Genomic DNA, 23,142 nt, shown 5'->3' on the forward strand with positions numbered 1-23,142 from the left:
TATGCAATGAGCCGCTAGTATGCCGCGCCTACGTGGAGTTCACCCGGCCTTGACGATACTCGGACCTCCCGTCAACGCACGAGGTCCACGCCATGCGCCGTTCCCGCCTGCTGCTGCCTGCCCTGGGGCTTGCCCTGCTGACCGCCTGCCAGGGCCGTTCGCCGGAACCTGGCAAGGCGCCGCCCGCCGGTGACGCCTCCAGCGCGCAGCAGGCCGCCGCCGACGGCAAGATGCGCTGGAGCGAAGCGGTGGTGTGGGATGGCGACCTCAATGCCTGCCGCCAGGGCGAGAGCGCAGCCACCCGCGACTGCCTGCGTGATGCGATGCGCGCCGGTGGCGCCAGCGCCGAGGCGATCACCGCCGCCGAACAGCTGTCCAGTGGCGGCGAACTGGCCTATGTGACTGCCTGGCACGAGAACGAAGGGCTGGGCGTGGCCACCGTGGAGTATCCGTTCCGCGCCAACACCAACGAAGGCACGCGCCTGGTCGATGCCGGCGGCAAGCGCATCGATGTGGATGCCGTGCAGCTGGACGACACCCTGCGTGCCGACCCGGGCGTGCAGGAACTGCTGAAGGCCAACCCGCAGGCCACGCCGTTCGCGCCGGCCCAGTCGGCGGGGGCAACACCGCTGGAGAACGGCGGCATCCGCCTGCTGTACCGCACCCCGCTGCGCGATTGCCACGCCTGCCCGGATGTGGGCCAGCTGCAGATCGCCTACGACTTCGATGCCAAGCGCAACTTCATCGGCCAGCAGGTAGTGCCGGCGACGCCGTAAGGCGTTATGCGTCGCGATGCTCTGGTAGCGCCGGGCGATGCCCGGCGGCATGGGTCTATTCGGACTACCCAACCTCGATAGCATGGCTCGCCACTGTCACCCAACGCGCCTTGACACCGGGCGATGGAACGAATGCTTACGCCATCGCTGATCTCAATCTGAACCCGGCACGCTCCTCCGAGCTCAGACGACCGTACTGCTATCCAATGCATGCGTCTTACGTGATTCTTGGACGTTGTACTTGGAAGTTGAGTCCAAATTCCGCTCTGTAAAGAGCTTGATTCATTCGAACAATCACTTGCCGATGATCATTAGTAGCCCAGGGAAAGTGACTCACCCAAGGGTGAGCCACCCTGCGAGCCTCCTGCGCATCGAGATTGAGCCACGCACATTGAGCAACACAACTCAATTCAACCCTTGAACTTTCGATACGCGCGAAATGATCGGTCGTTTAAAGACCCCTACGCAAGCACCATTCACCGATCCTTCCACGTAAATCCCCTGCACCATTACAAAATATATCCCCGGCTCAAGCGCCTCCGATGATTCCTCGTACCTCACCCCATCCAAGTCAACTGCCGTACACCCTATAAAATCAATGCGACGGAGAGCGTCGGCCGACGGTCCAAGGACATCCCCCCCTTCTCTCCATGAAGAAGGTAACCAAACGTTGCAACGTGCTTATTGTTGTAATCGACTGAGTTGGCAAGGAGCGCATAAATGGGAACCTGGCAGTACTGAACGCCTTCGTACGCGCCCGTTAGATCCTGGCACCGCCCTCGACCTTCAGTCTGGGCTTGCGCGGTCGATTCAACGCCCCCCAAAAGAAGAACCAACAGGAGCAGCTTATATATCTTTCTCAAACCAACCAGCATAAATCACCTCATCCGGCTTGGCATTCTTTACAGCTTGTCTCCACCCGGCCAGATCAAGCACTGTTGCCGGGCAGGCTGACATCGGTGACGGCAAATTCGGTCTTGCCGTTGTAGAGGCTGACACTCTCGCCGAAAAGATCATCCTTCAGCGCCGTCAGGTTCTGAGCGGACTCAATGAGCTTGCGGTACTCCTGGTAGGGCTCGACTGCCGAGACCGAACCTGCGACCACGCACAGCGTCAGTGCCGTAGCAACACGGCACTGCCAAGCAGCAACTCGCTTCACAATTTTCCCCTCGCGTCCGCATGCGTAGCCGCGCCAGGACGGCGCGACGTTGCTTCCATGCGACTCTCTCGTTCCCGATTCCAGGCGAGCGCTACCCGCAGATGAAAGAGGCTTTCAGCGCCAATTGTCCGGCCTCTGTGCGCAATCATTGAATTGCTAACAGCATCCACCCATCGCGTGGATCTACCGATAGCTGCGCACCTGCTTGTATAGCAGATGCGGCACAATCAACCGGTGCACCGGGGCGACCGGCAACATGTATACACGCCCGAACGCATTGTGGGTATGCACCACTGTCGCCACCTCCAGCACGTCGCCCTGCCATTGCAGCGCGAGCTGCACGCGAAGATGGCGATCATCGTCTTCCAGCACGATGGCATCGTCGTCCAGCGATTGCAGTGTGAAGATGCCCAGCCGCTGGCCGGGTTGAGGATCGGCAGCAACCTGCACCGCACGCAACGAACCCAGATGCTTCATGCCCAACAGCCGCATGCCGTGGTTGCGCAGCGCCATCAATCCATCGAACCAGCCGGGGATGGTCGCCGCCATATCGCGATAGGCCTGCAATGCCGTGCGTCCATCGCGCCGCGTCGTCGCCTGGCAGGCGTGCACGAAATCGGCGCCAGCCAGCTGTGGGCGCAGCACGCTGCCCGCACTCGGCGGGCCAGTCACCACCTGCGCATGGCTCACGGCTTCGGCCCCTGCCCCTCGTTGTCTTCCCAATGCAGGATGCGGCGGGTAACGAAGCGATAAACCGGCTTGCCGGTAGCGAACCACAGTTCGCGCACCCACGAAGTGCGCTTGAGCACGCGTTTCTCCACCGGGGTGAGCGACTCGCGGCAATACATGCGCTTGTGCTTGAGCAGATGGCGCAGGTCCTCGCGGGCCAGCAGGCGCATCCAGCGCGAGCGCGGGTTGCCGATCACCGCCAGCTGGAAGTCGATCAGCGCCGGGCGGCCATCGTCGGTGACCAGCCAGTTGGCTTCCTTGGCCAGATCGTTGTGGGCCACGCCATTGCGATGCAACTGCTGCAGCAGGCGACGCGCGGCGCGGAACCAGGCCAGGTCGCCGCGGGGCGGGCGCTGGTACATGGCGTCGCCGGCCATGAAGCTGCGGTCGAGATGACGGCCATCCCACGCCAGCAGCTGCGGCACATCGGCCATGCCGTGGATATGGCGCAGCGCGCGTGCTTCGCGGCGGGCCAGCCACCAGGCCGGCAGCCGCAGCCACAGCGGGGTGGCGCCCAGATCACGACGTACGAAGGGGCCTTCAGGCCCGTTCACGAGCAGGATGCGACCGAAGCTGTCGGCCTTCAGGGCGTGCGGTGGCGTGTCTGGCGAATGCGGCATGTGCCCATTCTAGGCGATGGCGCTGGTTGCAAACGGTCACGAAGGGGCTGGGAACCAGTCACCTTTGCGCCCCTATAATCGGGCAATGGACTCTTCATGGATCGACGCCACGCTCGCGTGGATTGCCGCTCACCCCGTACTGGCGGGTGCTGTCATCTTCCTCATCGCCTTCTGCGATGCGGTCATCATTCTCGGCGCCATCGTGCCGGCGCTGCCGTTGCTGTTCGCGGTAGGCGTGTTCATCGGCCTGGGCCAGATCTCCGGGCCGTATGCGGTGGCCGCCGCAGCGCTGGGCGCCTTTGCCGGCGACGGCATCAGTTACTGGATCGGGCGCCGCTGGGGCGACCGCCTGCGTGGCGTGTGGCCGTTCAGCCGCTACCCGCAGCTGCTCGACCGCGGCGAGAACCTGTTCCGCCGCAATGCCTTCAAGAGCATCCTGGTGGCGCGCTATGTCGGCGCGATCCGGCCGTTCGTACCGGCCATCGCCGGCATGATGAAGATGCCGGCCAGCCGCTACGTGCAGGCCAGCGGCATTGCCAGCATTTCCTGGGCGGTGCTGTTCCTGGCGCCGGGCTGGATCCTCGGCGAGGCGTATGACGCGGTCGCCGCCGTCGCCGGGCGGCTGGTGGTGGTGGTCGGCCTGCTGGTGGTGATCCTGGGCCTGGTCTGGGCCATCGTGCTGTACGGCTACCGCTGGTCGGCCGCGCGCATGGACAACTGGCTGGCGCGCCTGCTGGACTGGTCCAATCGCCACCCGACGCTGGGCCGCTACACGGTGGGTGTGCTGGACCCGAAACGCCGCGAGTCGGTGCCGCTGGCGATGCTGGCGCTGATGCTGCTGTTGCTGGGCTGGGGCTGGTTCGCACTGCTGACCGTGGTGGTCGCCCACGGCGAACCGCTGGCGGTCGATCTGCTGGTGCACCAGGCCATGCTGGCGCTGCGCAACCCGCTGGCCGACTATCCGATGGCCGCGCTGGCCTCACTGGGTGCCTGGCAGGTGCTGCTGCCGGCCACGGCGGCAGCGATGGGCTACCTGATCTGGCGCCGGCGCTGGATGGCCGCCGCGCATTGGCTGGCCGCCCTGGCCTTCGGCCTGGCGCTGACCATGCTGCTGGGTGCCACCGTGGACGTGGTGCGCCCGCTCGATGCCAGCAGCGGCTTCGGCTTCCCGTCGGTGTCGGTGACCATGGCCACCATCACCTTCGGCTTCTTCGCGGTGCTGATCGCGCGCGAGATGCCCGGCCGTACCCGCGTCTGGCCATACCTGGTGTCGGGCATCGTGGTCAGCCTGATCGGCTTCGCCCGCCTGTACCTGGGCGCGCACTGGCTGAGCGATGTGATCGGCGGCATGCTGTTCGGCACGTTCTGGCTGCTGGTGCTGGGCATCGCCTACCGCCGCCGCTTCAACCGCTCGTTCTGGGTGAAGCCGGTCGCATGGCTGTTCTACGGCGTGTTTGCCGTGGCGGCGATGTGGTACGCACCGCGCAACATCCCGGTGAAGCTGGAACGCTTCGAGCCGACCCTGCCGGCCCCGCAGGCGGTTGACCTGCAGGCGTGGTGGCAGCGCGACTGGGCGCAGCTGCCGGCGCGCCGCAACGAGTTCGACGACGACCAGCGCTGGCCGCTGGACGTGCAGGTGGCCGGTCCGCTGGCCCCGTTGCAGGCGCAGCTGGAAGCGCGCGGCTGGAAGCGGCAGGAACAGGCCGGCTGGCAGGAAGCGCTGCTGATGCTGGACAAGAACACCGGCGCCGACGAACTGCCGGTCCTGCCGGCCACGCTGGACACGCGCGTGGAAGCACTGCTGATGGTGCGCCAGGGCGCCAGGCCGGACGAACGCTACGTGCTGCGCCTGTGGCCGGCCCCGGTGCAGCTGCAGCCGGGCGCCACACCGTTGTGGCTGGGCAGCGCGCAGACGCTGCGCTACGAGCGCCACTTCCAGTGGATCGGCATGTGGCACCCGGTGCGCGGCGTGGATCCGGCGATGAACGCGGTGAAGGAGGCTGTGCAGGGCCTGCCGCAGCGCGAGGACGTACACAGCGAAACCGGGTTGCCGGTGCTGCGCTTGAAGACCGCCACGCCCTGACGGGTACCGGTCGCGATCACCCACTGTAGAGCCGAGCCCATGCTCGGCTGCTCTTCGCGGAATCCATCAAGCCGAGCATAGGCTCGGCTCTACAGCAGATGCACGCCATGCGTGGATGGCTCTTACGGCATCCAGCCCAGCAACTGCTGCAGACGCTGGTGCGGGTCATCCAGCTGCAGCAGCTGCAACCGCTGCTGCTCGCTCAGCGGCAGCAGCTCGGCCAACCGCCAGCCGACCCAGCTGGCCTGGTCCAGCAGCGCCGGGTTGGCCGGCGCATAGGCCTCGCCGGCCTGTTCGATGATGTGCCCCAGCACCGTGGCCAGCAGCGCATGCTGCGGCCGCAGTTCGTCGTCAGGGTCCTGCTCGCACCAGCGCACGTCGGCCACCACCAGCCCGTTGTCGCGCACACGGGTACGTTCGACGTGGAAACGCCGCGTACCACGCAGGCGCAGCTGCAGCACGCCATCGGCACCGACATCGAAATCTTCGATGCGCACCTGCACGCCGTAGGCCGCCGGCGTTGCCGGAGCCCCCACTTCCTGGCCGTCGAGGATCAGGCAGACGCCAAAGCCTTCGCCGCTGCGACCGCAGTCGCGGACCAGATCCAGATAACGCCGTTCGAACACGCGCAGGCCCACCGCCGCCCCCGGTACCAGCGTGGTGTGCAGCGGAAACAGCGGCAGCGATCCGTCGTTGCTCATCGGGCCTGCAGTGCCGCCAGGAAGCGGCGCGGTGCGCCGTCGAAGCCGCCGTTGGACATGAACACCACATGGTCGCCGCGGCGTGCGCTTGATTGCAGCTGCGCCAGCAACGCGTCGGTATCCGGCACCGCATGGGCTTGGCCGCGTACCGCGGCGATCACCGCCGCCGCATCCCAGGCCAGTTCCGGGCGGTGCAGGAACACCACCTCGTCGGCCAGCGCCAGCGACGGCGCCAGTGCCTGCGCATGCGCGCCCAGCCGCATCGAATTGCTGCGCGGCTCCATCGCGACCACGATGCGCGCATCACCCACCTTGGCGCGCAGGCCTTCCAGCGTGGTGGCGATCGCGGTCGGGTGGTGGGCGAAGTCGTCGTAGACGGTGATGCCGTCATGGCTGCCGATCACTTCCATGCGCCGCTTGACGCTGCGGAAGCGCGCCAGCGCAGGAATCACCTCGGCCGGGGCCACGCCCACGGCATGCGCGGCGGCCAGCGCGGCCAGACCGTTGAGCACGTTGTGGCGGCCCAGCAGCGACCACTGCACGTCACCCAATGCCTGCCCGCGATGGTGCACGCGGAACGCGCTGCCATCGGCGGCCAGCAGTTCGGCATGCCATTCCAGCGACGGGTCGAAGCCGAAGCGCTCGACCGGGGTCCAGCAGCCCATCGCCAGCACCTCGGCCAGGTGCGGGTCCTCACCGTTGACGATCAGGCGGCCACGCGCCGGCACCGTGCGCACCAGATGATGGAACTGGCGCTGGATCGCGGCCACATCCGGGAAGATGTCGGCGTGGTCGTACTCAAGGTTGTTGAGGATGGCCACCAGCGGCCGGTAGTGCACGAACTTGCTGCGCTTGTCGAAGAAGGCGGTGTCGTATTCATCGGCCTCGACCACGAACTCGCGGCCCTGGCCCAGGCGTGCGGAAACGCCGAAGTCCTCGGCCACGCCACCGATCAGGAAGCCCGGCGAACGCCCGGCGCTTTCCAGCAGCCAGGTGAGGATGGTGGTGGTGGTGGTCTTGCCGTGGGTGCCGGCCACGGCCAGGGTGTCGCGGCCCGGCAGCACCTGTTCGGACAGCCACTGCGCACCGGAAATGTAGCGCTGGCCGGCGTCAAGCACCGCTTCCACGGCCGGATTGCCACGCGACAGTGCGTTGCCGATCACCACCTGGTCGGTACCGGCCGGCACGCTGTCGGCGCGGTAGCCCTGGTCCAGGGTGATGCCCAGCTGCTCCAGCTGGGTCGACATCGGCGGATAGATGGCCTGGTCGCTGCCACTGACCGGATGGCCCAGTTCCCGCGCCAAGGCGGCCACGCCACCCATGAAGGTGCCGGCGATTGCAAGGATATGTACGCTGCTCATGACCGAGGATTGTGACCGATGACGGCTGTATAGGGCCAATGTCTGCTCAGGGGTAAGACAACCCCTACAACGGATGTGAGAAAACTCCAATCTTCTGTCAGGGAATTCCCGATAGCGATGTTCTGTGAACCCGGACACAATTCGAACTGCCAGCCGCAGTACCCGAACCGGTCCTACTCCCCAAGAGGCCATCCCCAAGGGAGCTCATGCTGCGGGGCCCTGAGCAAGCCCTTCGCTGGCGCCTATGAAACGACACAGGCCTGATCCTCGCGGACCAGGCCTGTGTTTTTTGCGCCCGAGGGGCCGGCAGCGCGTGCCGGCCCGGCCGGATCAGGCCTTGATCGCCGCCAGGATGCGGGCTTCGATCTCGTCCAGTTCGCCCACGCCATCGACGCGGGCCAGGGTGCCACGGCCGGCGTAGAAATCGACCACCGGGGCGGTCTGGTCGTTGTAGACCTGCAGGCGCTGGCGCACCGATTCCGGATTGTCGTCTGCGCGACCCTGCTCCTTGGCGCGACCGGCGATGCGGTCGACCAGCAGCTCGGTGGCCACGTCCAGCTGCACCACCGCGTCCAGCGGCTGGCCGATCTTGGCCAGCAGGCCGTCCATCGCATTGGCCTGGGCCACATTGCGCGGGTAGCCATCAAGGATGAAGCCCTTGGCGACATCGGCCTGGGTCAGGCGCGACTCCAGCATGCCCAGCAGGATGTCGTCCGACACCAGGTTGCCGGCATCCATCACCGTCTTGGCCTGCTTGCCCAGCTCCGTGCCCGCGGCGATTTCCGCGCGCAGCATGTCACCGGTCGAAATGTGGGCGATCCCCAGCTTTTCCTTCAGGCGCGTCGCCTGTGTCCCCTTGCCCGAACCGGGCGGTCCCAACAGAACCAATCGCATTGACCTGACTCCAACGTGTTGAAAACAAAGAAGGTTCGCGCCCCGGACGGACCGGTATCGCTGCACCGCAATAGCGCCACTTTACCGCATCCGGGTAATGTCCCTGCAATGTCCCCTCCCCCGAGCAGGTAGAAGCATGCGCAACGGTACTCTCCTCTACGCCCAGTCCGGCGGTGTCACCGCGGTCATCAACGCCACCGCGGCGGCAGTGATCGAGCAGGCCCGGGCCAAGGGCATCAAGGTGCTGGCCGCCCGCAACGGCATCCTCGGCGCGCTGCGCGAGGAGCTGATCGACACCAGCAAGGAGAGCGCCGCCGCCATCCGCGCCCTGGCCCACACCCCGGGCGGCGCGTTCGGCTCGTGCCGGGTCAAGCTGAAATCGCTGGACGCCGACCGCGCCCGCTACGACCGCCTGCTGGAGGTACTGCGCGCGCATGACGTGCGCTGGTTCCTCTACAACGGCGGCAACGACTCGGCCGACACCGCGCTGAAGGTCTCGCAGCTGGCCAAGGCCTCCGGCTACGACCTGACCTGCATCGGCGTGCCCAAGACCATCGACAACGACCTGGCGGTGACCGACACCTGCCCCGGCTTCGGCTCGGCGGCCAAGTACACCGCCGTGTCGGTGCGCGAGGCGGCGCTGGACGTGGCGGCGATGGCCGAAACCTCCACCCGCGTTTTCATCTACGAGGCAATGGGCCGCCACGCCGGCTGGCTGGCTGCGGCCGCCGGCCTGGCCGGCAATGGCGACGACGAAGCCCCGCACATCATCCTGTTGCCCGAGCGCGCCTACGACGAGGCGGTGTTCCTGGCCAAGGTGAAGGCGGTGGTCGAGCGCGTCGGCTACTGCGTGGTGGTGGCCTCGGAGGGCATCGCCACTGCCGATGGCCGCTTCGTCGCCGACGCCGGCGGCGGCAAGGACTCGTTCGGCCACTCGCAGCTGGGCGGCGTGGCCGCGCACCTGGCCGGCCGGGTCAAGGATCAGCTGGGCCTGAAGGTACATTGGGCCCTGCCCGATTACCTGCAGCGCTCGGCCCGTCACCTGGCCAGCAGGACCGACTGGGAGCAGGCGCAGGCGGTGGGCAAGGCCGCCGTGCAGCTGGCGCTGAAGGGCCAGAACGGGGTGATGCCGGTGATCGTGCGCAGCAGTGATGCACCGTACCGCTGGAAGATCGAAGCGGCGCCGCTGTCGAAGATCGCCAACCACGAGAAGAAGATGCCGGCCGGCTTCATTCGCCGCGATGGCTTCGGCATCACCGCCAAGGCCCGCGCCTACCTCTCACCGCTGATCAAGGGCGAAGCCCCGCTGCCCTACGGCGCCGACGGCCTGCCCAAGTACGTCACGCTGAAGAACGTGGCAGTGAAGCAGAAGCTGCCACCGTTCGAGGGCTGACCCGAAAAAGGGGACGGAGGGGATTACGTCGTATCCGCCCTCTGCCCCCCTTCAGCGCCAGCAAAGGGTTGAATACGACTTAATCCCCTCCGTCCCCTTTCATCGAGGAGCATCATGGCACTGCGTGTTGTTCGACTCGGTACGCCGCGCGCCGATGGCGAGGGCCTGCGCATCGGCACGGTGCGGCGACCGCCGCGTGGCGTGCCGCGCAGCGAGTTCGCCCGGCAGGACTGGTACGACGTCTGGTTCCCGACCCTGGCACCCAGCGCGGAACTGGTGAAGCAGGCGCAGGCGGCGCAGAGCGCGGCCCAGTGGAACGCCTTCTTCCGCCATTACAAGGCCGAAATGAAGACGCCGGCTGCGGCCCACGCGCTGGACCTGCTGGCCGCACTGTCGCAGCACAGCGACATCAGTGTGGGGTGCTACTGTGAGGATGAAGCGCATTGCCACCGCAAGGCGCTGCGAGAGCTGCTGATGGCGCGCGGGGCAACGCTGGTCGAATGATGGCAGGGTTGCCAGCCAGCGGCCGGCACCACCTGGATCCGTGCCCGAGGGTCACACTGGATCCACGCCATGGGTGGATTCGCGCTGCCGGACGGCCTCAGTTGCAGGCCTTGCCTTCCATCTGCAACTGCGCGGCAAACATCGTCACCTTCGGGATCTGGCCGGCCGCGGCCTGCTTCTTTGCTTCTTCCAGGTAGATCCGCGACTGGCCCTGTCCGTCCAACGCCTGGCTGTTGTTCACCGGCAGGCGCCAGACGCGCACCACGGCCTGCTGTGCGGGACACGCGACGCTGGGCACGCGGATCACATCATTGAGTTTCCAGCCCTTGTCGGCGCTCGGCTGGGCCTTGGCGTAGTCGACGAAGCGAGCGCGCGGCTGGCACTGTTCGCTGGTGCGCACGGCAGAGAAGCGGTACGGCTCGGCGGCCTGGCCGGTGAACGCGCCTTCCAGGCGTGCGCAGGCCTCGGGAATCTGCCGCAAGGTGTGCACGGCGCCCACCGCCTGCGGTGCACCGACGGCACGTTGCAGTTCCGGGGTCTCGGCGGCCAGTGCCGGTACGGCCGGGACCAGAGCGGCAAGCATCAACAGGGACAGGCGCATGGAGATTCTCCGACAGGACTGTGCGCAGGCTTGCAGAGATTGGCTTAACGGGGTGCAAAGGGCGTGATCGTGCTTTACCCCGAGCGGCAGTCGAGCGGCAGTCGAGCAAGCTCGACTCTACGGGGCGGTGAACGCATACTGCATGCACCAGGGAATGCTGAACACCGCCATACGTCGGACGACCGCCAAGGTCGGTACGGGTTGGTTCCAGGCTGCAGCCCGTCGTCCCCCTCGTGGTGCCGTTCATCGCCACTGGATGCCTACATCCATTCTGCGGAGGGGTCTAATGCTGGAACGTCACGGGCTGTCACTGGCGCTGGGCTGCGCCATCCTCGCAATCCTGTTCGGAATCGTCTCGGCGCGCTGGATCCTGCGCCAACCCACCGGCAATGAACGCATGGTCGCCATCGCCACCGCGATCCAGGAAGGTGCGCGTGCCTACCTCAACCGCCAGTACCTGACCATCGGCGTGGCCGGCGTGGTGCTGTTCGTGCTGGTCGGGGTGTTCCTGAGCTGGTACACCGCGATTGGTTTCGCAGTCGGTGCAGTGCTGTCCGGCGCGGCCGGCTACATCGGCATGAATGTCTCGGTACGCGCCAACGTGCGCACCGCCGAGGCCGCGCGCAACGGCATCAGCGCGGCCATGGACGTGGCGTTCCGCGGCGGCGCGATCACCGGCATGCTGGTGGTCGGGCTGGGCCTGCTGGGCGTGGCCGGTTACTACGCGCTGCTGCTGCGCATGGGCCTGCCGATGGAACAGGCACTGCACGCGCTGGTCGGGCTGGCATTTGGCTCATCGCTGATCTCGATCTTCGCGCGTCTGGGCGGTGGCATCTTCACCAAGGGCGCCGATGTGGGCGCCGACCTGGTCGGCAAGGTCGAAGCCGGCATTCCCGAGGATGATCCGCGCAACCCGGCGGTGATCGCCGACAACGTCGGTGACAACGTCGGCGACTGCGCCGGCATGGCCGCCGATCTGTTCGAGACCTATGCGGTCACCGTCATCGCAACGATGCTGCTGGGCAGCCTGATGCTGGCCGAAGCCGGTGCCAATGCGGTGCTGTACCCGCTGGTACTCGGCGGCGTGTCGATCATCGCCTCGATCATCGGTGCGCTGTTCGTCAAGGTGAAGCCGGGCGGCTCGATCATGGGCGCGCTGTACAAGGGCGTGATCGTCTCCGGCGTGCTGGCCGCGATCGCGTTCTACCCGATCACCACCGGGCTGATGAGCGACAACGTGCACGGGCCGATGGCGCTGTATGGCTGCGCGCTGATCGGCCTGGTGCTGACCGGCCTGATCGTGTGGATCACCGAGTACTACACCGGTACCCAGTACAAGCCGGTGCAGCACGTGGCGCAGGCCTCGACCACCGGCCACGGTACCAACATCATTGCCGGCCTCGGCATCTCGATGAAGTCCACCGCGCTGCCGGTGGTGGCGGTGTGCGCGGCGATCTGGGGTGCATTCGCGCTGGGTGGCCTGTACGGCATCGCCATTGCCGCCACCGCGATGCTGTCGATGGCCGGCATGATCGTCGCGCTCGATGCGTATGGGCCGATCACCGACAACGCCGGCGGCATCGCCGAAATGGCCGAGCTGCCTTCGGAGATCCGCGACATCACCGATCCGTTGGATGCGGTCGGCAACACCACCAAGGCGGTCACCAAGGGCTATGCCATCGGCTCGGCGGCGCTGGCCGCGCTGGTGCTGTTCGCCGACTACACCCACAACCTGCAGGCCGCGCACCCGGGCCAGGAATTCCGCTTCGATCTCAGCGACCACACGGTGATCATCGGCCTGCTGATCGGCGGCCTGATTCCCTATCTGTTCGGCGCGATGGCGATGGAAGCGGTCGGCCGCGCCGCCGGTGCGGTGGTGGAGGAAGTGCGCCGCCAGTTCCGCGAAATCCCCGGCATCATGCAGGGCACCGGCAAGCCGCAGTACGACAAGGCGGTGGACATGCTGACCCGCTCGGCGATCCGCGAAATGATCGTGCCTTCGCTGCTGCCGGTGGCGGTGCCGGTGGTGGTCGGCCTGCTGCTGGGGCCACGCGCACTCGGCGGCCTGCTGATCGGCACCATCGTCACCGGCCTGTTCGTGGCCATTTCGATGACCACCGGCGGCGGCGCCTGGGACAACGCCAAGAAGTACATCGAGGATGGCCACTTCGGCGGCAAGGGCAGCGAGGCGCACAAGGCCGCGGTGACCGGCGATACCGTCGGTGACCCGTACAAGGACACGGCCGGCCCGGCGATCAACCCGCTGATCAAGATCATCAACATCGTGGCGCTGCTGCTGGTGCCGCTGCTGTAAATAGCCTTCTGTAGAGCAAAGCCCATGCTCGGCTCTACGCATTGCGGGGGCGGAGAACAGCCGAGCATGGGCTCGGCTCTACAAGGTCAACGCCCGCGCAGGAAAAACGACACCGGCACCATCACCTGCACCGGGTCGCCGGCCACTTCGGCCGGCGGCGCCGGCACCGGGTTGGCGCGCTGCACGGTGTCCAGCGTCTCCTGGTCAAGCAGCGCGAAGCCGCTGCTGCGGCCCAACGTCAAAGCGGAGACGGCGCCATCTCGCGCCACCGCGAAGCGCACGTAGACCACACCCTGCTGGCGCAGTCGCTCGGCCTGGCGCGGATAGCGCCGGTGCTTCTGCAGATGTCCCAGCAGGCGGCCTTCCCAGGTCGCCTCGGCACGGCTGCGCTCGCCGGCGGTGGTCTGCGGCGCGGTATAGCGCGTAGCCGCATCGGCGGCGACCTGCGGCGGTGCGCTGGTCTGCGCGACATTGGCCTCGGCGGTGTCCGGCGAAGGCATCGGCTCGGGCGTACGCGGCGGCGCCAGCTCACCCTGGGGCTGCACAGGCACCTTGGGCTGTTCGCGCGGTGGCGGCGTGGGCGCCTGCCGCTGCTGTTGCTGCTGCTGCACTGGTCCCGTCGCCACTTCGCGCGGGGGCGCTGGAGGCGCCTGTGCCATCGGTGCCAACTCCAGCATCAATGCAGCGGGCGGCGCAGTCGCGGCCGGCGCAGGCGCACGTGCCGCCCACCAGCACGCCGCACCGATCAGCAGTGCATGCACCAGCAGCACGATCGCCAGGCTGGTCGCCCAGCGCCGCAGTCCGCTCATCGTGTGCCCTGCTCCAGGCCAACCAGCGCTACCTTCAGGTAGCCGGCAGCGCGCAGCGCATCCAACGTGGCCATCAGCTCACCGTAAGGCACGCGGGTATCGGCGCGCAGGAACAGGCGCTGTGCGGTGTCGCCATGGGTAGCGGCCTGCAACGCCGCCGCCAGCCCGTCGCGCGCTACCGCCTGCTCGCCCACGCGCAGCGACAGATCGGCCTGCACGGTCACATACACCGGCGCCTGCTCCGGCGGCGTGGCGCTGGCACTGCTGGCCGGCAGCTGCACCGGCACTGACACCGTGGCCAGCGGCGCGGCCACCATGAAGATGATCAACAGCACCAGCATCACGTCGATGAAGGGCGTGACATTGATCTCGTGCGCTTCTTCGGGGGCATCGTCGCGGTCGGAGGCGGTCCTGATCGCCATCGTCGTACCTCAGTGCACCGCGCGCAGCGGTGCCGCTGCGTTACGCGGAACGGCACGATCAAGATCGCGCGAGACCAGCTGCTGTACCGCGGCAGACAGGTCGCCGAGCAGTCCACGCAGACCGGCCAGCACACGGCTGAAGTGGTTGTAGACCAGCACCGCCGGAATCGCTGCGACCAGGCCCAGCGCGGTCGCCAGCAGGGCCTCGGCAATACCCGGCGCAACCACGGCGAGGTTGGTGGTGTTGCTGTGGGCAATGCCGATGAAGCTGTTCATGATGCCCCACACCGTGCCGAACAGGCCGACGAACGGGGCCACCGCACCGATGCTGGCGAGTACGCCGATGCCGCGCCGCTGCTGTCGCGCCGTTTCCAGCTCGATGCGATCCAGCCGCGACGCCACGCGCTCCTTGATGCCCTCGCAACGGTCCAGCCCCTGCGATAGTTGCAGTTCGGTACGCGCAGCCTCCAGCATCGCCAGCGCGCTGCCCCGCTGCAGGCTTTCCGCTTCGCTCTGCACCGGCAACTGTACGGACTGCAGCAACAGCGCGCGCGCCGCACGCAACTGCTTCGCCTGCCGGGCCAGTTCCCAGCCCTTGGCCAGCAGCACGGTCCAGGTGGCCAGCGATGCCAGCGCGAGGGCGATCATCACCGCCTTCACCACCACGTCGGCGGCCAGGTACATACCCCACGGGGTCAGTGCGGGGACGGCCACGGGGGCCAGGTCAGCAGGCAGCATCATCTCGGGTTCCATCAGCATCAGGGGATGCGCCACGGCGACGGGCCGCGCGCGCATCGTTGAGATCGTCCACTTCCACCAGCGGCGTGGCTTCAATGCGCGGTGCAGGGCGACTGAGCACATAGCCGGCGCTGACCGCGAAGAACAGACCCACGCCCAGCAGCAGGCGCCATGACGGATGCGCACCCCAGCAGAACAAGGCGAAGCCCACCGCCATGCCGGCGCTGGCGAACGCCTTGCCCTTGCGCGACACCGCGCCCTGTTCACGCCACAGCCGCAGCGACGGGCCGTAGCGCGGATGGGCCAGCAGGCGCTGCTCGAACTTCGGCGAGCTGCGCGCGAAGCAGCCCACCGCCAGGATCAGGAAGATCGTGGTGGGCATCACCGGCAGCAGTGCGCCGATCACGCCGAGGCCGACCATCACCCAGCCCAGTGCGAACCAGAGCCAGCGCATCAGCGGCACGCCCGCACGCGACGGGCGTGCATCAGTCGAACTCGACTTCAACGTGACCGTGCACACTCCGGAAGGCGGCATCGGCGGCCTCGATCACCTGCTGCTCCTGCTCGGCGTCCAGCGGCACGGCATCCAGCGCGGCGGTGAACTCACGCCAGTGGCGTGCGGCGCCATCCGGATGGGCAGCCAGGTGGCGGGCGCCGAAATCGCGGTCCAAGCCGAGCTTGTTGGCCATCTTGTACAGCACGGTGCCGCCAAGATTGGAGCCTTCGGCCACGTACAACCAGCCCAGGGCGGCCGGCAACGGCAGGTCGGTGGGCAGGGCGGTGATATCCGCGCCCGGCACGGTCTGCTCCAGATCCTGCAGGTCGCGCGCCACCTGGGTCAGGCGACGGCGCTCGGCCAGGTCCGGCAGCAGGGCATCCAGTGCCGGGTTGGCATACAGCGCGTCGATGCTGCGGTGGAAGCGGTACTGCACGCGCAGGAAGCGGGCGAAGTTGCTGCGGTCGGCGAAGATGTCACCGGCCATGATGCGCTTGTCCAAGGCGCCGTGGCTGTCGCGGGTGGCGGCCTTGAGCCGCAGGCTGCGGCTGTCTTCGGGAGCGATATGTGCGTTCATGGGGAAATGCCAGGGGGTCGTCCTGCTGTAGACGTTCCGCGCGGGGCTTTCCCCAAGGCCATGTGCGCCGATAATGGGCATCCTCCTTCTTCCGCCAGGAATAGACGATGATCACCACCGAACCGCGCATGACCAACCTGTTCCTGCAGCTGGGCCTGGATGCCAGCGCCGAGGGCATCGCCCGCTTCATCGGCGAACACCAGCTGGCCACCGATGTGGAAGTGGTCGAGGCACCTTACTGGAGCGATGCCCAGCGCCAGTTCCTGTCTGAATCGCTGCAGGCCGATGCGGCGTGGAGCACCGTGGTGGATGAACTGAACGAGGCGCTGCACGAGGATGCGGTGAAGGCCGCGACCGGGCTGTGACCCGATGGGGTCAGAGCCCTTTCCACGGGAAAGGGATCCGACCCCGTTGATCAGTACTTCCAGGTCAGCGCCAGGCGCGCGGTGCGGCCCGGTGCCGGCATCACGCCCAGGGCCAGCGGGTCCAGGTAGTAGCGGTCGGTCAGGTTGTCCACGCCCGCCTCCACCGACCACTGGTCGTTGAAGTTCCAGCTGGCGAACAGGTCAACCAGCGTGTTCGGACGGTACAGCTGCTGGATCGCCGACAGGCCCACGTTCCATTCCTTGTCCAGCTTGCTGATCGGGCCGGCGTTGTGGACCACGCGGGTACCGAAGGTCAGGCGCTCGTCGAACAGGCGCGCGCCCAGGGTCAGGTTGACCATGTAGCGCGGCGGGTTCTGCGTGTTGGTGTACGAGCCCTCGAAGCCGCCATCCACGCAGTTGGGCGTGTTGGCCAGCTCCGCGTTCCTGCGCTGCGCGCCATAGGCACGACGCTCGGCAGCGATGTCCGGCGCGCAGGTCTTGGCCTTGAAGTAGTAGTGCGCGGACAGATCGGCGAACAGTTTTCCGCTGTCATAGCTGGACTGGAACTCCATGCCCGAGACCTTGAACCGATCGACGTTGCGGATCAGGCCGGCCGACAGCGTGCGGTAGTCGCGGGTGATCAGATCGTCGATGCGGGTATCGAAGTAGGCCAGCTTCAAGGCCAGGCGGTCGCCTTCGGTGAACAGGTCGTAGCGGATCGTGCTGGCGCCGATCTCCCAGCTGTGCGCGGTTTCCGGCTTCAGTTCGCCCACCGGCTTGGCGGCGGTGAACAGGCCCAGCGTGGTCTCGAACAGGCTCGGCAGCTTGGTGCCTTCGGCGTACTTCACGTAGACCATGGTGTCTTCGCTGAAGCGGTAGGCCACGCTGGCGGTCGGCGAGAAGGCGCTGTCGCGGCGCCGGATCGGCTGCGACCAGGTCCAGCTGACCGGCACTTCCAGATCCTGCGGCGCATCGGCATCGAAGAAGTTCCAGCCGCCAATGTCGGCCACCGTGCCCTTCTTGTACGGCGAAGCCAGCAGCGATTGCTGGGTGAAGTTGCCGTTGGCGTCCGGGTACCAGTTCAGCAGCGCGATGCGCTTGGCCCGCCACGACGGCAGCGCCGGGTTGCCATTGAGCAGTTCGGTGTAGCGGTACTGGCCCTGCACGGCGAACGCATCGGCAGTGGCCAGGCGGTTGCGGTCGTGCACGTCCACGCGGTTCCAGCGGCCACCGGCCAGCAGCTCCCAGTGTTCGTCAGGCTGCCACTTCAGCGAAGCCACCGCGCTGTATTCCTTGCGTTCGGCGTTGCGCAGGAAACGGTTGTTGACCAGATCATCGTGCATGACCGGACCGGAACTGCCGGGTGCGATGTCCTCGTCGCTGTACGACAGGCCGTAGTCAAGCGTGAACGCACCGACACGGGTATCGAACCGCGAGGTGTTGCTGGCATCCACGCCGAAGCGCTTCTGCCGCAGCGGGTTACGGTAGGCGTCCTTGTAACCGGGATCGCCACTGAAAGTGGGGGCGTCGTACCACTCGGTGCGGCGGTCGAAGTACCACGGGGTGATGCCGGTGAGGCTGTTGTACATCACGCTGTCGGCGTCGGTGTACCAGGCATTGACGCGCAGATCGACCCACTCGCTGTCCGGATTGAAGCGGTAGCGCAGGCTGTAGCTGTCCATGTCGACATGGCCCGGATCCCACTGCGGGATGCGGTCGCGGTCGACGCGGATGATCTGCGAGGCCATGATCTCGCCGGCCGTGCCTTCATAGCGGCGATAGCCCGCTTCCAGGGTCTGCGCATCATCAATGCGCCAGGTGCCCTTGAGCAGCGTGGACTTCGAGCGCGAAGAGGTGTTGAACACTTCGGTGCGCGGCGGATTCAGTGGCGCCAGCGTGCGACGCGTCTGCGGGAAATCGTCGTAGCCGTGCTTGCCCGAGAAATAGTTGCCATTATCGCGGTAGGCGTAGGCGGCCACCAGATCGAAACGATCCCAATGCCCGGCGCCGGCCACGTTGAAGAACTGGCTGCCGGTGGCGCTGCGATCGCTCCGCGGCGCGGCACTGTAGGCCGGCAGGTTGTTGGCACTGGCGTTGGCCAGGCCACCACGCACGCGCACGCCGAAATCGCGGCCTTCGCGCAGCACGTCACCCACCTTGAGCGTTTCCATCTCCACGACACCCCCGATGCCGCCGGAGGCGTTGGCCTGCAGGCTCGGGCCCTTGGTGATGGTCAGGCTGGAGATCAGATCCGGATCGAGGTAGCTGCGCTGGGATTGGCCGGCATAGCCGCGATAGGTGTCCATGCTGGACTGGCCGCCGTCGATGATCACCGGTACGCGGCTCTGGCCCTGGATGCCACGGATGTTGACGTCGAAGCCGTTGCCCACGCGCGGATCGCCGGCGGTGACGCCGGCCACGCCCCTGACGATGTCGCCATTGGAGGTGCCACGGAAGCGTTCCAGGTGCGTGCGGTTGAGCGTGGTGGTCGAGCCGACGCTGCGGTAGCTGTCGAGCAGCCGCGCCTCGTCGCTGCCACCATCGCTGTCGACGCGGTCGCCGGCCACGCTCAGCGTGTCGGTGACGATCACGCCACCGTCGGCCTGCGCCGGGGCGGCCGCTTCCAGGGTGACCGCCTCGGCGCCGACCCGGCGCACCACCAGGCCACTGCCCTGCAACAACTGTTGCAGTGCTTCGCTGGCCGACAGGCTGCCGCTGACTGCCCGCGAGGTCACCCCCCGCGCCAGGGTGGCCGGATAGACCACCTGCACGCCGGACTGGCGCATGTAGCTGCGCAACGCTTCATCCAGTGGCTGCGCCGGGATGTCGTAGCGCTGCTGGGCAGCGTGGCTGCCGGCGGCACTCTGCGCCCACACCGACGGTGCGGCGCTGGCGAGGCCGGCGGCGAGCAGGGCGATGCACAGGCGGGACGGGCGCAGCACGCGGCCCGGACGATGGGAATCGAACATGGGGGAACCTGTCAGGTAATCGGTGCCGCAGGGCGCGGCGTCATCCGCAGGAAGTGCGGACACGGCGACGTACGTGGCGGCGGCGGGTACGTTCGCGGGGTAAGACGGGTGGGACGGTCAGAACCCCAAGAGCGATTCGCGGTCGCGGTGTGTGCCGACCGTTGGCCGGCACAATGGGATCACCGTGATGATCATCCACGCATGGCGTGGTTCTACTGGACGATGGCGACACCGAACGGCAAGCGGGTGACCTGCAACCCGGCGGTTGCTGCCAGCGCATCCAGCGCCTGTTCCGGGCGATCGATGCGCAGCGCGGCACTCACTGCGGGCAGCTGCGACAGATCGCCGCGCACGAAGGTCGGGCCGGCACGGTAGCGGCCGACCCGTTGCACAGCGTCGGCGACACTGGCCTGCTCCAGCAGCAGCTCGCCCTGCCGCCACGCGCCCACGCTGTCAGCCGCCATGTCGGCCAGGCGCGTCACTGCGCTGTGCTCGCCATAGGCCGCACGCTGGCCCGCCTTCAGGTAGGTCCAACCGCCATCGGCCGGGCTGGCCACGCGCACCCTGCCCTGCCCGACCTGGGTTTCCACCCGATCATCGCCGCGGGCCACGCTGAAGGCGGTGGAAATGTCCTCAACCACGCCGTTGCCGGCCTGCACGCTGAATCGCCGCTGCGCATCCGGACTGACCTCGAACCAGACACGACCGCGCAGCAGCTCCACCTGCCGCGCATCTGCATCGAAGTGCACGGCGATCGCGCTGTCGGCATCGAGTACCGCACGGCTGCCGTCGGGCAGGTGCACGCTCTGTACGACGTGCGTGCTGCGATGGTCGGCCTGCAGTCGCAACCAGGCTTCCGGCCAGGCCACCAGCATCGCCAGCGCGGCGGCCGCCGCCATCGCCCAGCGCAGGCGTTGCGGCCGACGCCGCACGGCGCGGGCCGCCTGCGGGCGCGGACCGACACCGCGCCACAGCGCGCGCTCGTGCTCGAACGCGCGGCGATGGCCCGGCTGTGCCAGCCAGCGCTCGAACGCCTGCATGCGCGCGTCGCTGTGGTCGCCCGAGGCCAACCACGCGATCCAGCCCCGGGCCTGTTCGGCCAGGGCATCGTCATTGGCGGCGGGCAGCATGTTCGGCGGGCTCATCGGCTGGCGGACAGGCGCATTCAAGCGCGGGCGGGGGAACTAGACCGCATCCACGGTCCAGTAATCAAGACGTTGCAGCGGGGAATGTCCCCAAGGCGGCGCGATCATCGACCGCTGCGCGCCCACGCCAGTCGTTGCAGCGCGGTGCGCACATGGTTTTCGATGGTGGTCACCGACACACCCAGGCGGCGTGCGATCTCGGCCTGGGTCAGGCCCTGCAGGCGGTTGAGCCGGAAGATCGTGCGGGTGGGTTCGGGCAGATGGCTGGCGGCATCCAGCACGCGCTGCAGCTCATCCTGGGCCATGGCCTGCTCCTCGGTCGAGATCACCTCGTCCGGGCCCCACAGGTAGTGGTCGGCCAGCAGTCGATTGCGGCGGGTGGATTCGCGGCCGTGGTCGGTGGCCAGGTTGGCCGCCAACCGGTACAGATAGGCGCGTGGGTTGTCGATGGCCTGGCTGTCATCGACCCCGCGCGCCTTGAACCAGACCGCCTGGATCACGTCCTCGGCGCCGTTGTCGCCGCCAAGGATCCGCTGAACGCGGCGCAGCAGCGCCGGCCGCTCGCGGATCAACAGTTCGGTGAGGGTGACGGCATTGGAGGACATGCGCGGAGCCGGGACGGACGGGAGGCGCCGCGCATGCTACTCCGTTAATGCGAATCAGTCACGTTTGCATTGACGCCACAGGCACTACAGGCAATCGACCAGCGCGTCGTATGTGTTCTGCCCGGTGCCCGGCAACGGCGCATGCAAGGCATCGTCCGCCGAACCCGCCTCCCACACCTCCAGCAGCTGGCTCAGCGGGGTTCCGGGCGCCACCGGCAGCACACAGGCATAGCTGCCCAGATCGACGTCGATCCGGCCGATGTTGCGCACCCAGGTATCACTGCCGGCAAAGGTCCAGACGCAGCTTCCAACCACGCCGGTATCGCGCCGCACCGAACAGCGCAGGCGCATCGCCCACAGGTTGTAGTACTGCCCCTCGCAGAAGGTGTCGCCGCAGATATTGTCGAAGCCGCGCACCAGGCGACGCTCGGCGGCCAGAAAGCGCTCATGGCCCATGGCAGAGGTGGGGTAGTCACGCGCGTCCACGAACGCCGGACCCGCTTGCGCGGCACCGGCGATCAGAAGCAGCATCGCGACCCGCAGGGTTGATTCGGGGATGATCCGCATCAGCCTGCCCTCCCCAGCGGCCGCAGGCAGCCGGGCAGCACCTCGAACAGCCCGTGGTCGAGGCCGGGCAGCGGTGCGGTCAGGCCACCGGGGGCCTCCAGCGCGGCATGGAACGCCTCGACGGGCACGCCGGGCTGCAATGCCAACTGGCAGGTCCAGCGCCCGTTGTCGACCTGTACCTCCCCGCTGTCGGCGTGCACCGAAAGCTCGCTGGCGGCGATCACCCAGACGCAGCGCTGTACGGTGCCCCGGTGGGCCAGCACCGCGCAGCGGAATTCCATTACCCGGTAGTTGCTGTAGTCGCCCTCGCACCAGGTATCGGCGCAGATCGCGTTGAACTCGCGTGCCAGGGCCGCTTCCAGACCGTAGGCCCGGTCCCAGTTGGCCTCCGGCTGCGGGTAGTCGATCAGGTCCACATGTGGCCCGCGTGCCAGGCCGGGTAACGGGACAAGCAGTGCGATGGCGGCACAGCACAAGGTCTTCCAGCGCATGACAGGACTCCTTGGGGATGAGTCATCAGCCTGCGCCGCGCCACCCGCCATCCCCATCAGGGAAGCCCCTGCCGACGGGTGGTCCAGCACCGCGACGGGCGGTGGGAACACCGCCCCTGCACGGCGCCCGGCAAAGGCATAAAATGGGGGGCTATCCGTCTATATCCCCACCTGGAGCACACCATGGGTCTGGAACTCGTCTCGCCCGGCAAGAACCCGCCGGAAGAAATCAACGTCATCATCGAGATCCCGAAGGACTCGGAGCCGGTGAAGTACGAAGTGGACAAGGAAACCGGCGCAATCTTCGTCGACCGCATCCTGTCCACCCCGATGCGCTACCCGTGCAACTACGGCTATGTGCCGAGCACCCTGTGTGGCGACGGTGACCCGGCCGACGTGCTGGTGGTGCTGCCGCTGCCGCTGGTGCCGGGTTCGGTGGTGCGCTGCCGTCCGGTCGGCGTGCTGAAGATGAGCGACGAGGCCGGCAGCGACGAGAAGATCCTGGCGGTGCCGGTGTCGAAGATCTTCAGTGGCTACGCCCACGTCGAAGACATCGCCCAGGTCTCCAGCCACTGGCTGGAGCGCATCGGCCACTTCTTCGAGCACTACAAGGACCTGGAAAAGGGCAAGTGGGTGAAGCTTGATGGTTGGGGCGGCGCCGCCGAGGCCAAGCAGATCCTGGTCGAGGCGCACCAGCGCCATCTGGACAGCAAGGCCTGAGCCTGAACCGGATCGCTCCGGCAGGCCCTGCCGGAGCGATGCGGGTCACGTTTCATGACGACGGCACATCACTCTTGCCGCCGTATTAGGTAAATTGCGTCAC

24 protein-coding genes are annotated in these 23,142 nt (G+C 67.2%); 7 read left to right on the top strand and 17 right to left on the bottom strand.

The window, feature by feature from the left end:
• Positions 1-92 precede the first annotated feature (92 nt).
• Positions 93-776: a hypothetical protein gene (locus AC5YGJ_RS13255; RefSeq protein WP_496186796.1), complete on the top strand. Its 684-nt coding sequence runs from the start codon at positions 93-95 to the stop codon at positions 774-776.
• Positions 777-1,704: 928 nt separating this feature from the next.
• On the opposite strand, the gene AC5YGJ_RS13260 is transcribed toward AC5YGJ_RS13255, so the two are convergent.
• The 3 genes from AC5YGJ_RS13260 to AC5YGJ_RS13270 all read right to left on the bottom strand — a co-directional run bounded on the left by AC5YGJ_RS13260 (position 1,705) and on the right by AC5YGJ_RS13270 (position 3,284).
• Complete coding sequence (locus tag AC5YGJ_RS13260; RefSeq protein ID WP_496186797.1) at positions 1,705-1,935, bottom strand: hypothetical protein; 231 nt, start codon at positions 1,933-1,935, stop codon at positions 1,705-1,707.
• A gap of 183 nt (positions 1,936-2,118) precedes the next feature.
• Positions 2,119-2,625, bottom strand: a complete 507-nt coding sequence (locus AC5YGJ_RS13265) for a DUF2867 domain-containing protein (protein ID WP_496186798.1) — start codon at positions 2,623-2,625, stop codon at positions 2,119-2,121.
• Positions 2,622-3,284, bottom strand: a complete 663-nt coding sequence (locus AC5YGJ_RS13270; RefSeq protein ID WP_496186799.1) for a serine/threonine-protein kinase — start codon at positions 3,282-3,284, stop codon at positions 2,622-2,624. Before AC5YGJ_RS13270 ends, AC5YGJ_RS13265 begins: the two co-directional genes overlap by 4 nt.
• An 85-nt stretch (positions 3,285-3,369) precedes the next feature.
• Between AC5YGJ_RS13270 and AC5YGJ_RS13275 the strand changes: the two genes are divergently transcribed.
• A complete protein-coding gene (locus AC5YGJ_RS13275) occupies positions 3,370-5,367 on the top strand; it encodes a bifunctional DedA family/phosphatase PAP2 family protein (protein ID WP_309339414.1) in 1,998 nt (665 codons plus the stop codon).
• Between the two features lie 122 nt (positions 5,368-5,489).
• Here the strand turns inward: AC5YGJ_RS13275 and AC5YGJ_RS13280 are convergent, their stop codons facing one another.
• The 3 genes from AC5YGJ_RS13280 to AC5YGJ_RS13290 all read right to left on the bottom strand — a co-directional run bounded on the left by AC5YGJ_RS13280 (position 5,490) and on the right by AC5YGJ_RS13290 (position 8,323).
• The gene (locus AC5YGJ_RS13280; RefSeq protein WP_409460449.1) at positions 5,490-6,068 is read right to left on the bottom strand and encodes an LON peptidase substrate-binding domain-containing protein; all 579 of its coding nucleotides are present in this window, start codon (positions 6,066-6,068) and stop codon (positions 5,490-5,492) included.
• On the bottom strand, positions 6,065-7,429 hold the full coding sequence (mpl, locus tag AC5YGJ_RS13285) for a UDP-N-acetylmuramate:L-alanyl-gamma-D-glutamyl-meso-diaminopimelate ligase (RefSeq protein ID WP_496186800.1): 1,365 nt from the start codon (positions 7,427-7,429) through the stop codon (positions 6,065-6,067). The genes AC5YGJ_RS13280 and mpl overlap by 4 nt, the downstream gene beginning before the upstream one ends.
• A gap of 330 nt (positions 7,430-7,759) precedes the next feature.
• Complete coding sequence (locus AC5YGJ_RS13290; RefSeq protein WP_107231620.1) at positions 7,760-8,323, bottom strand: adenylate kinase; 564 nt, start codon at positions 8,321-8,323, stop codon at positions 7,760-7,762.
• A gap of 136 nt (positions 8,324-8,459) precedes the next feature.
• Here AC5YGJ_RS13290 and AC5YGJ_RS13295 point away from each other — a divergent pair, with 136 nt between their 5' ends.
• Complete coding sequence (locus AC5YGJ_RS13295) at positions 8,460-9,716, top strand: 6-phosphofructokinase (protein ID WP_249842942.1); 1,257 nt, start codon at positions 8,460-8,462, stop codon at positions 9,714-9,716.
• Positions 9,717-9,830: 114 nt separating this feature from the next.
• Positions 9,831-10,220, top strand: a complete 390-nt coding sequence (locus tag AC5YGJ_RS13300; protein ID WP_309339403.1) for a DUF488 domain-containing protein — start codon at positions 9,831-9,833, stop codon at positions 10,218-10,220.
• Positions 10,221-10,317: 97 nt separating this feature from the next.
• Here the strand turns inward: AC5YGJ_RS13300 and AC5YGJ_RS13305 are convergent, their stop codons facing one another.
• Complete coding sequence (locus AC5YGJ_RS13305) at positions 10,318-10,821, bottom strand: hypothetical protein (protein WP_309339400.1); 504 nt, start codon at positions 10,819-10,821, stop codon at positions 10,318-10,320.
• Between the two features lie 286 nt (positions 10,822-11,107).
• Between AC5YGJ_RS13305 and AC5YGJ_RS13310 the strand changes: the two genes are divergently transcribed.
• Entirely contained in the window at positions 11,108-13,135 is a 2,028-nt protein-coding gene (locus AC5YGJ_RS13310; RefSeq protein WP_496186801.1) for a sodium-translocating pyrophosphatase, read from the top strand.
• 86 nt (positions 13,136-13,221) lie between these two features.
• Here the strand turns inward: AC5YGJ_RS13310 and AC5YGJ_RS13315 are convergent, their stop codons facing one another.
• The 5 genes from AC5YGJ_RS13315 to AC5YGJ_RS13335 are packed head-to-tail and all read right to left on the bottom strand — an operon-like array spanning position 13,222 to position 16,177.
• On the bottom strand, positions 13,222-13,944 hold the full coding sequence (locus tag AC5YGJ_RS13315; RefSeq protein ID WP_496186802.1) for an energy transducer TonB: 723 nt from the start codon (positions 13,942-13,944) through the stop codon (positions 13,222-13,224).
• A complete protein-coding gene (gene exbD / locus AC5YGJ_RS13320) occupies positions 13,941-14,366 on the bottom strand; it encodes a TonB system transport protein ExbD (protein ID WP_249842937.1) in 426 nt (141 codons plus the stop codon). The genes AC5YGJ_RS13315 and exbD overlap by 4 nt, the downstream gene beginning before the upstream one ends.
• A 9-nt stretch (positions 14,367-14,375) precedes the next feature.
• A complete protein-coding gene (gene exbB / locus AC5YGJ_RS13325) occupies positions 14,376-15,104 on the bottom strand; it encodes a tonB-system energizer ExbB (RefSeq protein WP_496186846.1) in 729 nt (242 codons plus the stop codon).
• Complete coding sequence (locus AC5YGJ_RS13330) at positions 15,091-15,558, bottom strand: YbaN family protein (RefSeq protein ID WP_279920375.1); 468 nt, start codon at positions 15,556-15,558, stop codon at positions 15,091-15,093. Before AC5YGJ_RS13330 ends, exbB begins: the two co-directional genes overlap by 14 nt.
• Before the next feature lie 31 nt (positions 15,559-15,589).
• Complete coding sequence (locus AC5YGJ_RS13335; RefSeq protein WP_249842935.1) at positions 15,590-16,177, bottom strand: biliverdin-producing heme oxygenase; 588 nt, start codon at positions 16,175-16,177, stop codon at positions 15,590-15,592.
• A gap of 107 nt (positions 16,178-16,284) precedes the next feature.
• On the opposite strand from AC5YGJ_RS13335, the gene AC5YGJ_RS13340 reads away from it, so the two are divergent.
• Complete coding sequence (locus AC5YGJ_RS13340; RefSeq protein ID WP_249842934.1) at positions 16,285-16,542, top strand: DUF2789 domain-containing protein; 258 nt, start codon at positions 16,285-16,287, stop codon at positions 16,540-16,542.
• 50 nt (positions 16,543-16,592) lie between these two features.
• On the opposite strand, the gene AC5YGJ_RS13345 is transcribed toward AC5YGJ_RS13340, so the two are convergent.
• The 5 genes from AC5YGJ_RS13345 to AC5YGJ_RS13365 all read right to left on the bottom strand — a co-directional run bounded on the left by AC5YGJ_RS13345 (position 16,593) and on the right by AC5YGJ_RS13365 (position 22,319).
• Positions 16,593-19,511 (bottom strand): TonB-dependent receptor, encoded by a 2,919-nt coding sequence (locus tag AC5YGJ_RS13345; RefSeq protein ID WP_496186803.1) that lies wholly within the window; start codon positions 19,509-19,511, stop codon positions 16,593-16,595.
• Positions 19,512-19,723: 212 nt separating this feature from the next.
• Positions 19,724-20,656, bottom strand: coding sequence for a FecR family protein (locus AC5YGJ_RS13350; protein WP_496186804.1), 933 nt, complete (start codon positions 20,654-20,656; stop codon positions 19,724-19,726).
• A gap of 104 nt (positions 20,657-20,760) precedes the next feature.
• Positions 20,761-21,261: an RNA polymerase sigma factor gene (locus AC5YGJ_RS13355; protein WP_107231608.1), complete on the bottom strand. Its 501-nt coding sequence runs from the start codon at positions 21,259-21,261 to the stop codon at positions 20,761-20,763.
• Positions 21,262-21,345: 84 nt separating this feature from the next.
• Positions 21,346-21,828 carry a hypothetical protein gene (locus AC5YGJ_RS13360; protein WP_496186805.1) on the bottom strand — a complete coding sequence of 161 codons (483 nt, stop codon included), beginning with the start codon at positions 21,826-21,828 and terminating at the stop codon, positions 21,346-21,348.
• Complete coding sequence (locus AC5YGJ_RS13365; RefSeq protein WP_309334456.1) at positions 21,828-22,319, bottom strand: hypothetical protein; 492 nt, start codon at positions 22,317-22,319, stop codon at positions 21,828-21,830. Before AC5YGJ_RS13365 ends, AC5YGJ_RS13360 begins: the two co-directional genes overlap by 1 nt.
• A gap of 183 nt (positions 22,320-22,502) precedes the next feature.
• Here AC5YGJ_RS13365 and ppa point away from each other — a divergent pair, with 183 nt between their 5' ends.
• Positions 22,503-23,039 (top strand): inorganic diphosphatase, encoded by a 537-nt coding sequence (ppa, locus tag AC5YGJ_RS13370; RefSeq protein WP_057497596.1) that lies wholly within the window; start codon positions 22,503-22,505, stop codon positions 23,037-23,039.
• Positions 23,040-23,142 lie beyond the last annotated feature (103 nt).

The organism is Stenotrophomonas sp. CS3K5 (assembly GCF_059515225.1).

Coding starts and splice junctions, on each gene's coding strand:
- AC5YGJ_RS13255 (WP_496186796.1), top strand. CDS start 93: ATGCGCCGTTCCCGCCTGCTGCTGCCTGCCCTGGGGCTTGCCCTGCTG.
- AC5YGJ_RS13270 (WP_496186799.1), bottom strand. CDS start 3,284: ATGCCGCATTCGCCAGACACGCCACCGCACGCCCTGAAGGCCGACAGC.
- AC5YGJ_RS13275 (WP_309339414.1), top strand. CDS start 3,370: ATGGACTCTTCATGGATCGACGCCACGCTCGCGTGGATTGCCGCTCAC.
- AC5YGJ_RS13280 (WP_409460449.1), bottom strand. CDS start 6,068: ATGAGCAACGACGGATCGCTGCCGCTGTTTCCGCTGCACACCACGCTG.
- mpl (WP_496186800.1), bottom strand. CDS start 7,429: ATGAGCAGCGTACATATCCTTGCAATCGCCGGCACCTTCATGGGTGGC.
- AC5YGJ_RS13290 (WP_107231620.1), bottom strand. CDS start 8,323: ATGCGATTGGTTCTGTTGGGACCGCCCGGTTCGGGCAAGGGGACACAG.
- AC5YGJ_RS13295 (WP_249842942.1), top strand. CDS start 8,460: ATGCGCAACGGTACTCTCCTCTACGCCCAGTCCGGCGGTGTCACCGCG.
- AC5YGJ_RS13300 (WP_309339403.1), top strand. CDS start 9,831: ATGGCACTGCGTGTTGTTCGACTCGGTACGCCGCGCGCCGATGGCGAG.
- AC5YGJ_RS13305 (WP_309339400.1), bottom strand. CDS start 10,821: ATGCGCCTGTCCCTGTTGATGCTTGCCGCTCTGGTCCCGGCCGTACCG.
- AC5YGJ_RS13310 (WP_496186801.1), top strand. CDS start 11,108: ATGCTGGAACGTCACGGGCTGTCACTGGCGCTGGGCTGCGCCATCCTC.
- AC5YGJ_RS13315 (WP_496186802.1), bottom strand. CDS start 13,944: ATGAGCGGACTGCGGCGCTGGGCGACCAGCCTGGCGATCGTGCTGCTG.
- exbD (WP_249842937.1), bottom strand. CDS start 14,366: ATGGCGATCAGGACCGCCTCCGACCGCGACGATGCCCCCGAAGAAGCG.
- exbB (WP_496186846.1), bottom strand. CDS start 15,104: ATGCTGCCTGCTGACCTGGCCCCCGTGGCCGTCCCCGCACTGACCCCG.
- AC5YGJ_RS13330 (WP_279920375.1), bottom strand. CDS start 15,558: ATGCGCTGGCTCTGGTTCGCACTGGGCTGGGTGATGGTCGGCCTCGGC.
- AC5YGJ_RS13335 (WP_249842935.1), bottom strand. CDS start 16,177: ATGAACGCACATATCGCTCCCGAAGACAGCCGCAGCCTGCGGCTCAAG.
- AC5YGJ_RS13340 (WP_249842934.1), top strand. CDS start 16,285: ATGATCACCACCGAACCGCGCATGACCAACCTGTTCCTGCAGCTGGGC.
- AC5YGJ_RS13345 (WP_496186803.1), bottom strand. CDS start 19,511: ATGTTCGATTCCCATCGTCCGGGCCGCGTGCTGCGCCCGTCCCGCCTG.
- AC5YGJ_RS13350 (WP_496186804.1), bottom strand. CDS start 20,656: ATGAGCCCGCCGAACATGCTGCCCGCCGCCAATGACGATGCCCTGGCC.
- AC5YGJ_RS13355 (WP_107231608.1), bottom strand. CDS start 21,261: ATGTCCTCCAATGCCGTCACCCTCACCGAACTGTTGATCCGCGAGCGG.
- AC5YGJ_RS13360 (WP_496186805.1), bottom strand. CDS start 21,828: ATGCGGATCATCCCCGAATCAACCCTGCGGGTCGCGATGCTGCTTCTG.
- AC5YGJ_RS13365 (WP_309334456.1), bottom strand. CDS start 22,319: ATGCGCTGGAAGACCTTGTGCTGTGCCGCCATCGCACTGCTTGTCCCG.
- ppa (WP_057497596.1), top strand. CDS start 22,503: ATGGGTCTGGAACTCGTCTCGCCCGGCAAGAACCCGCCGGAAGAAATC.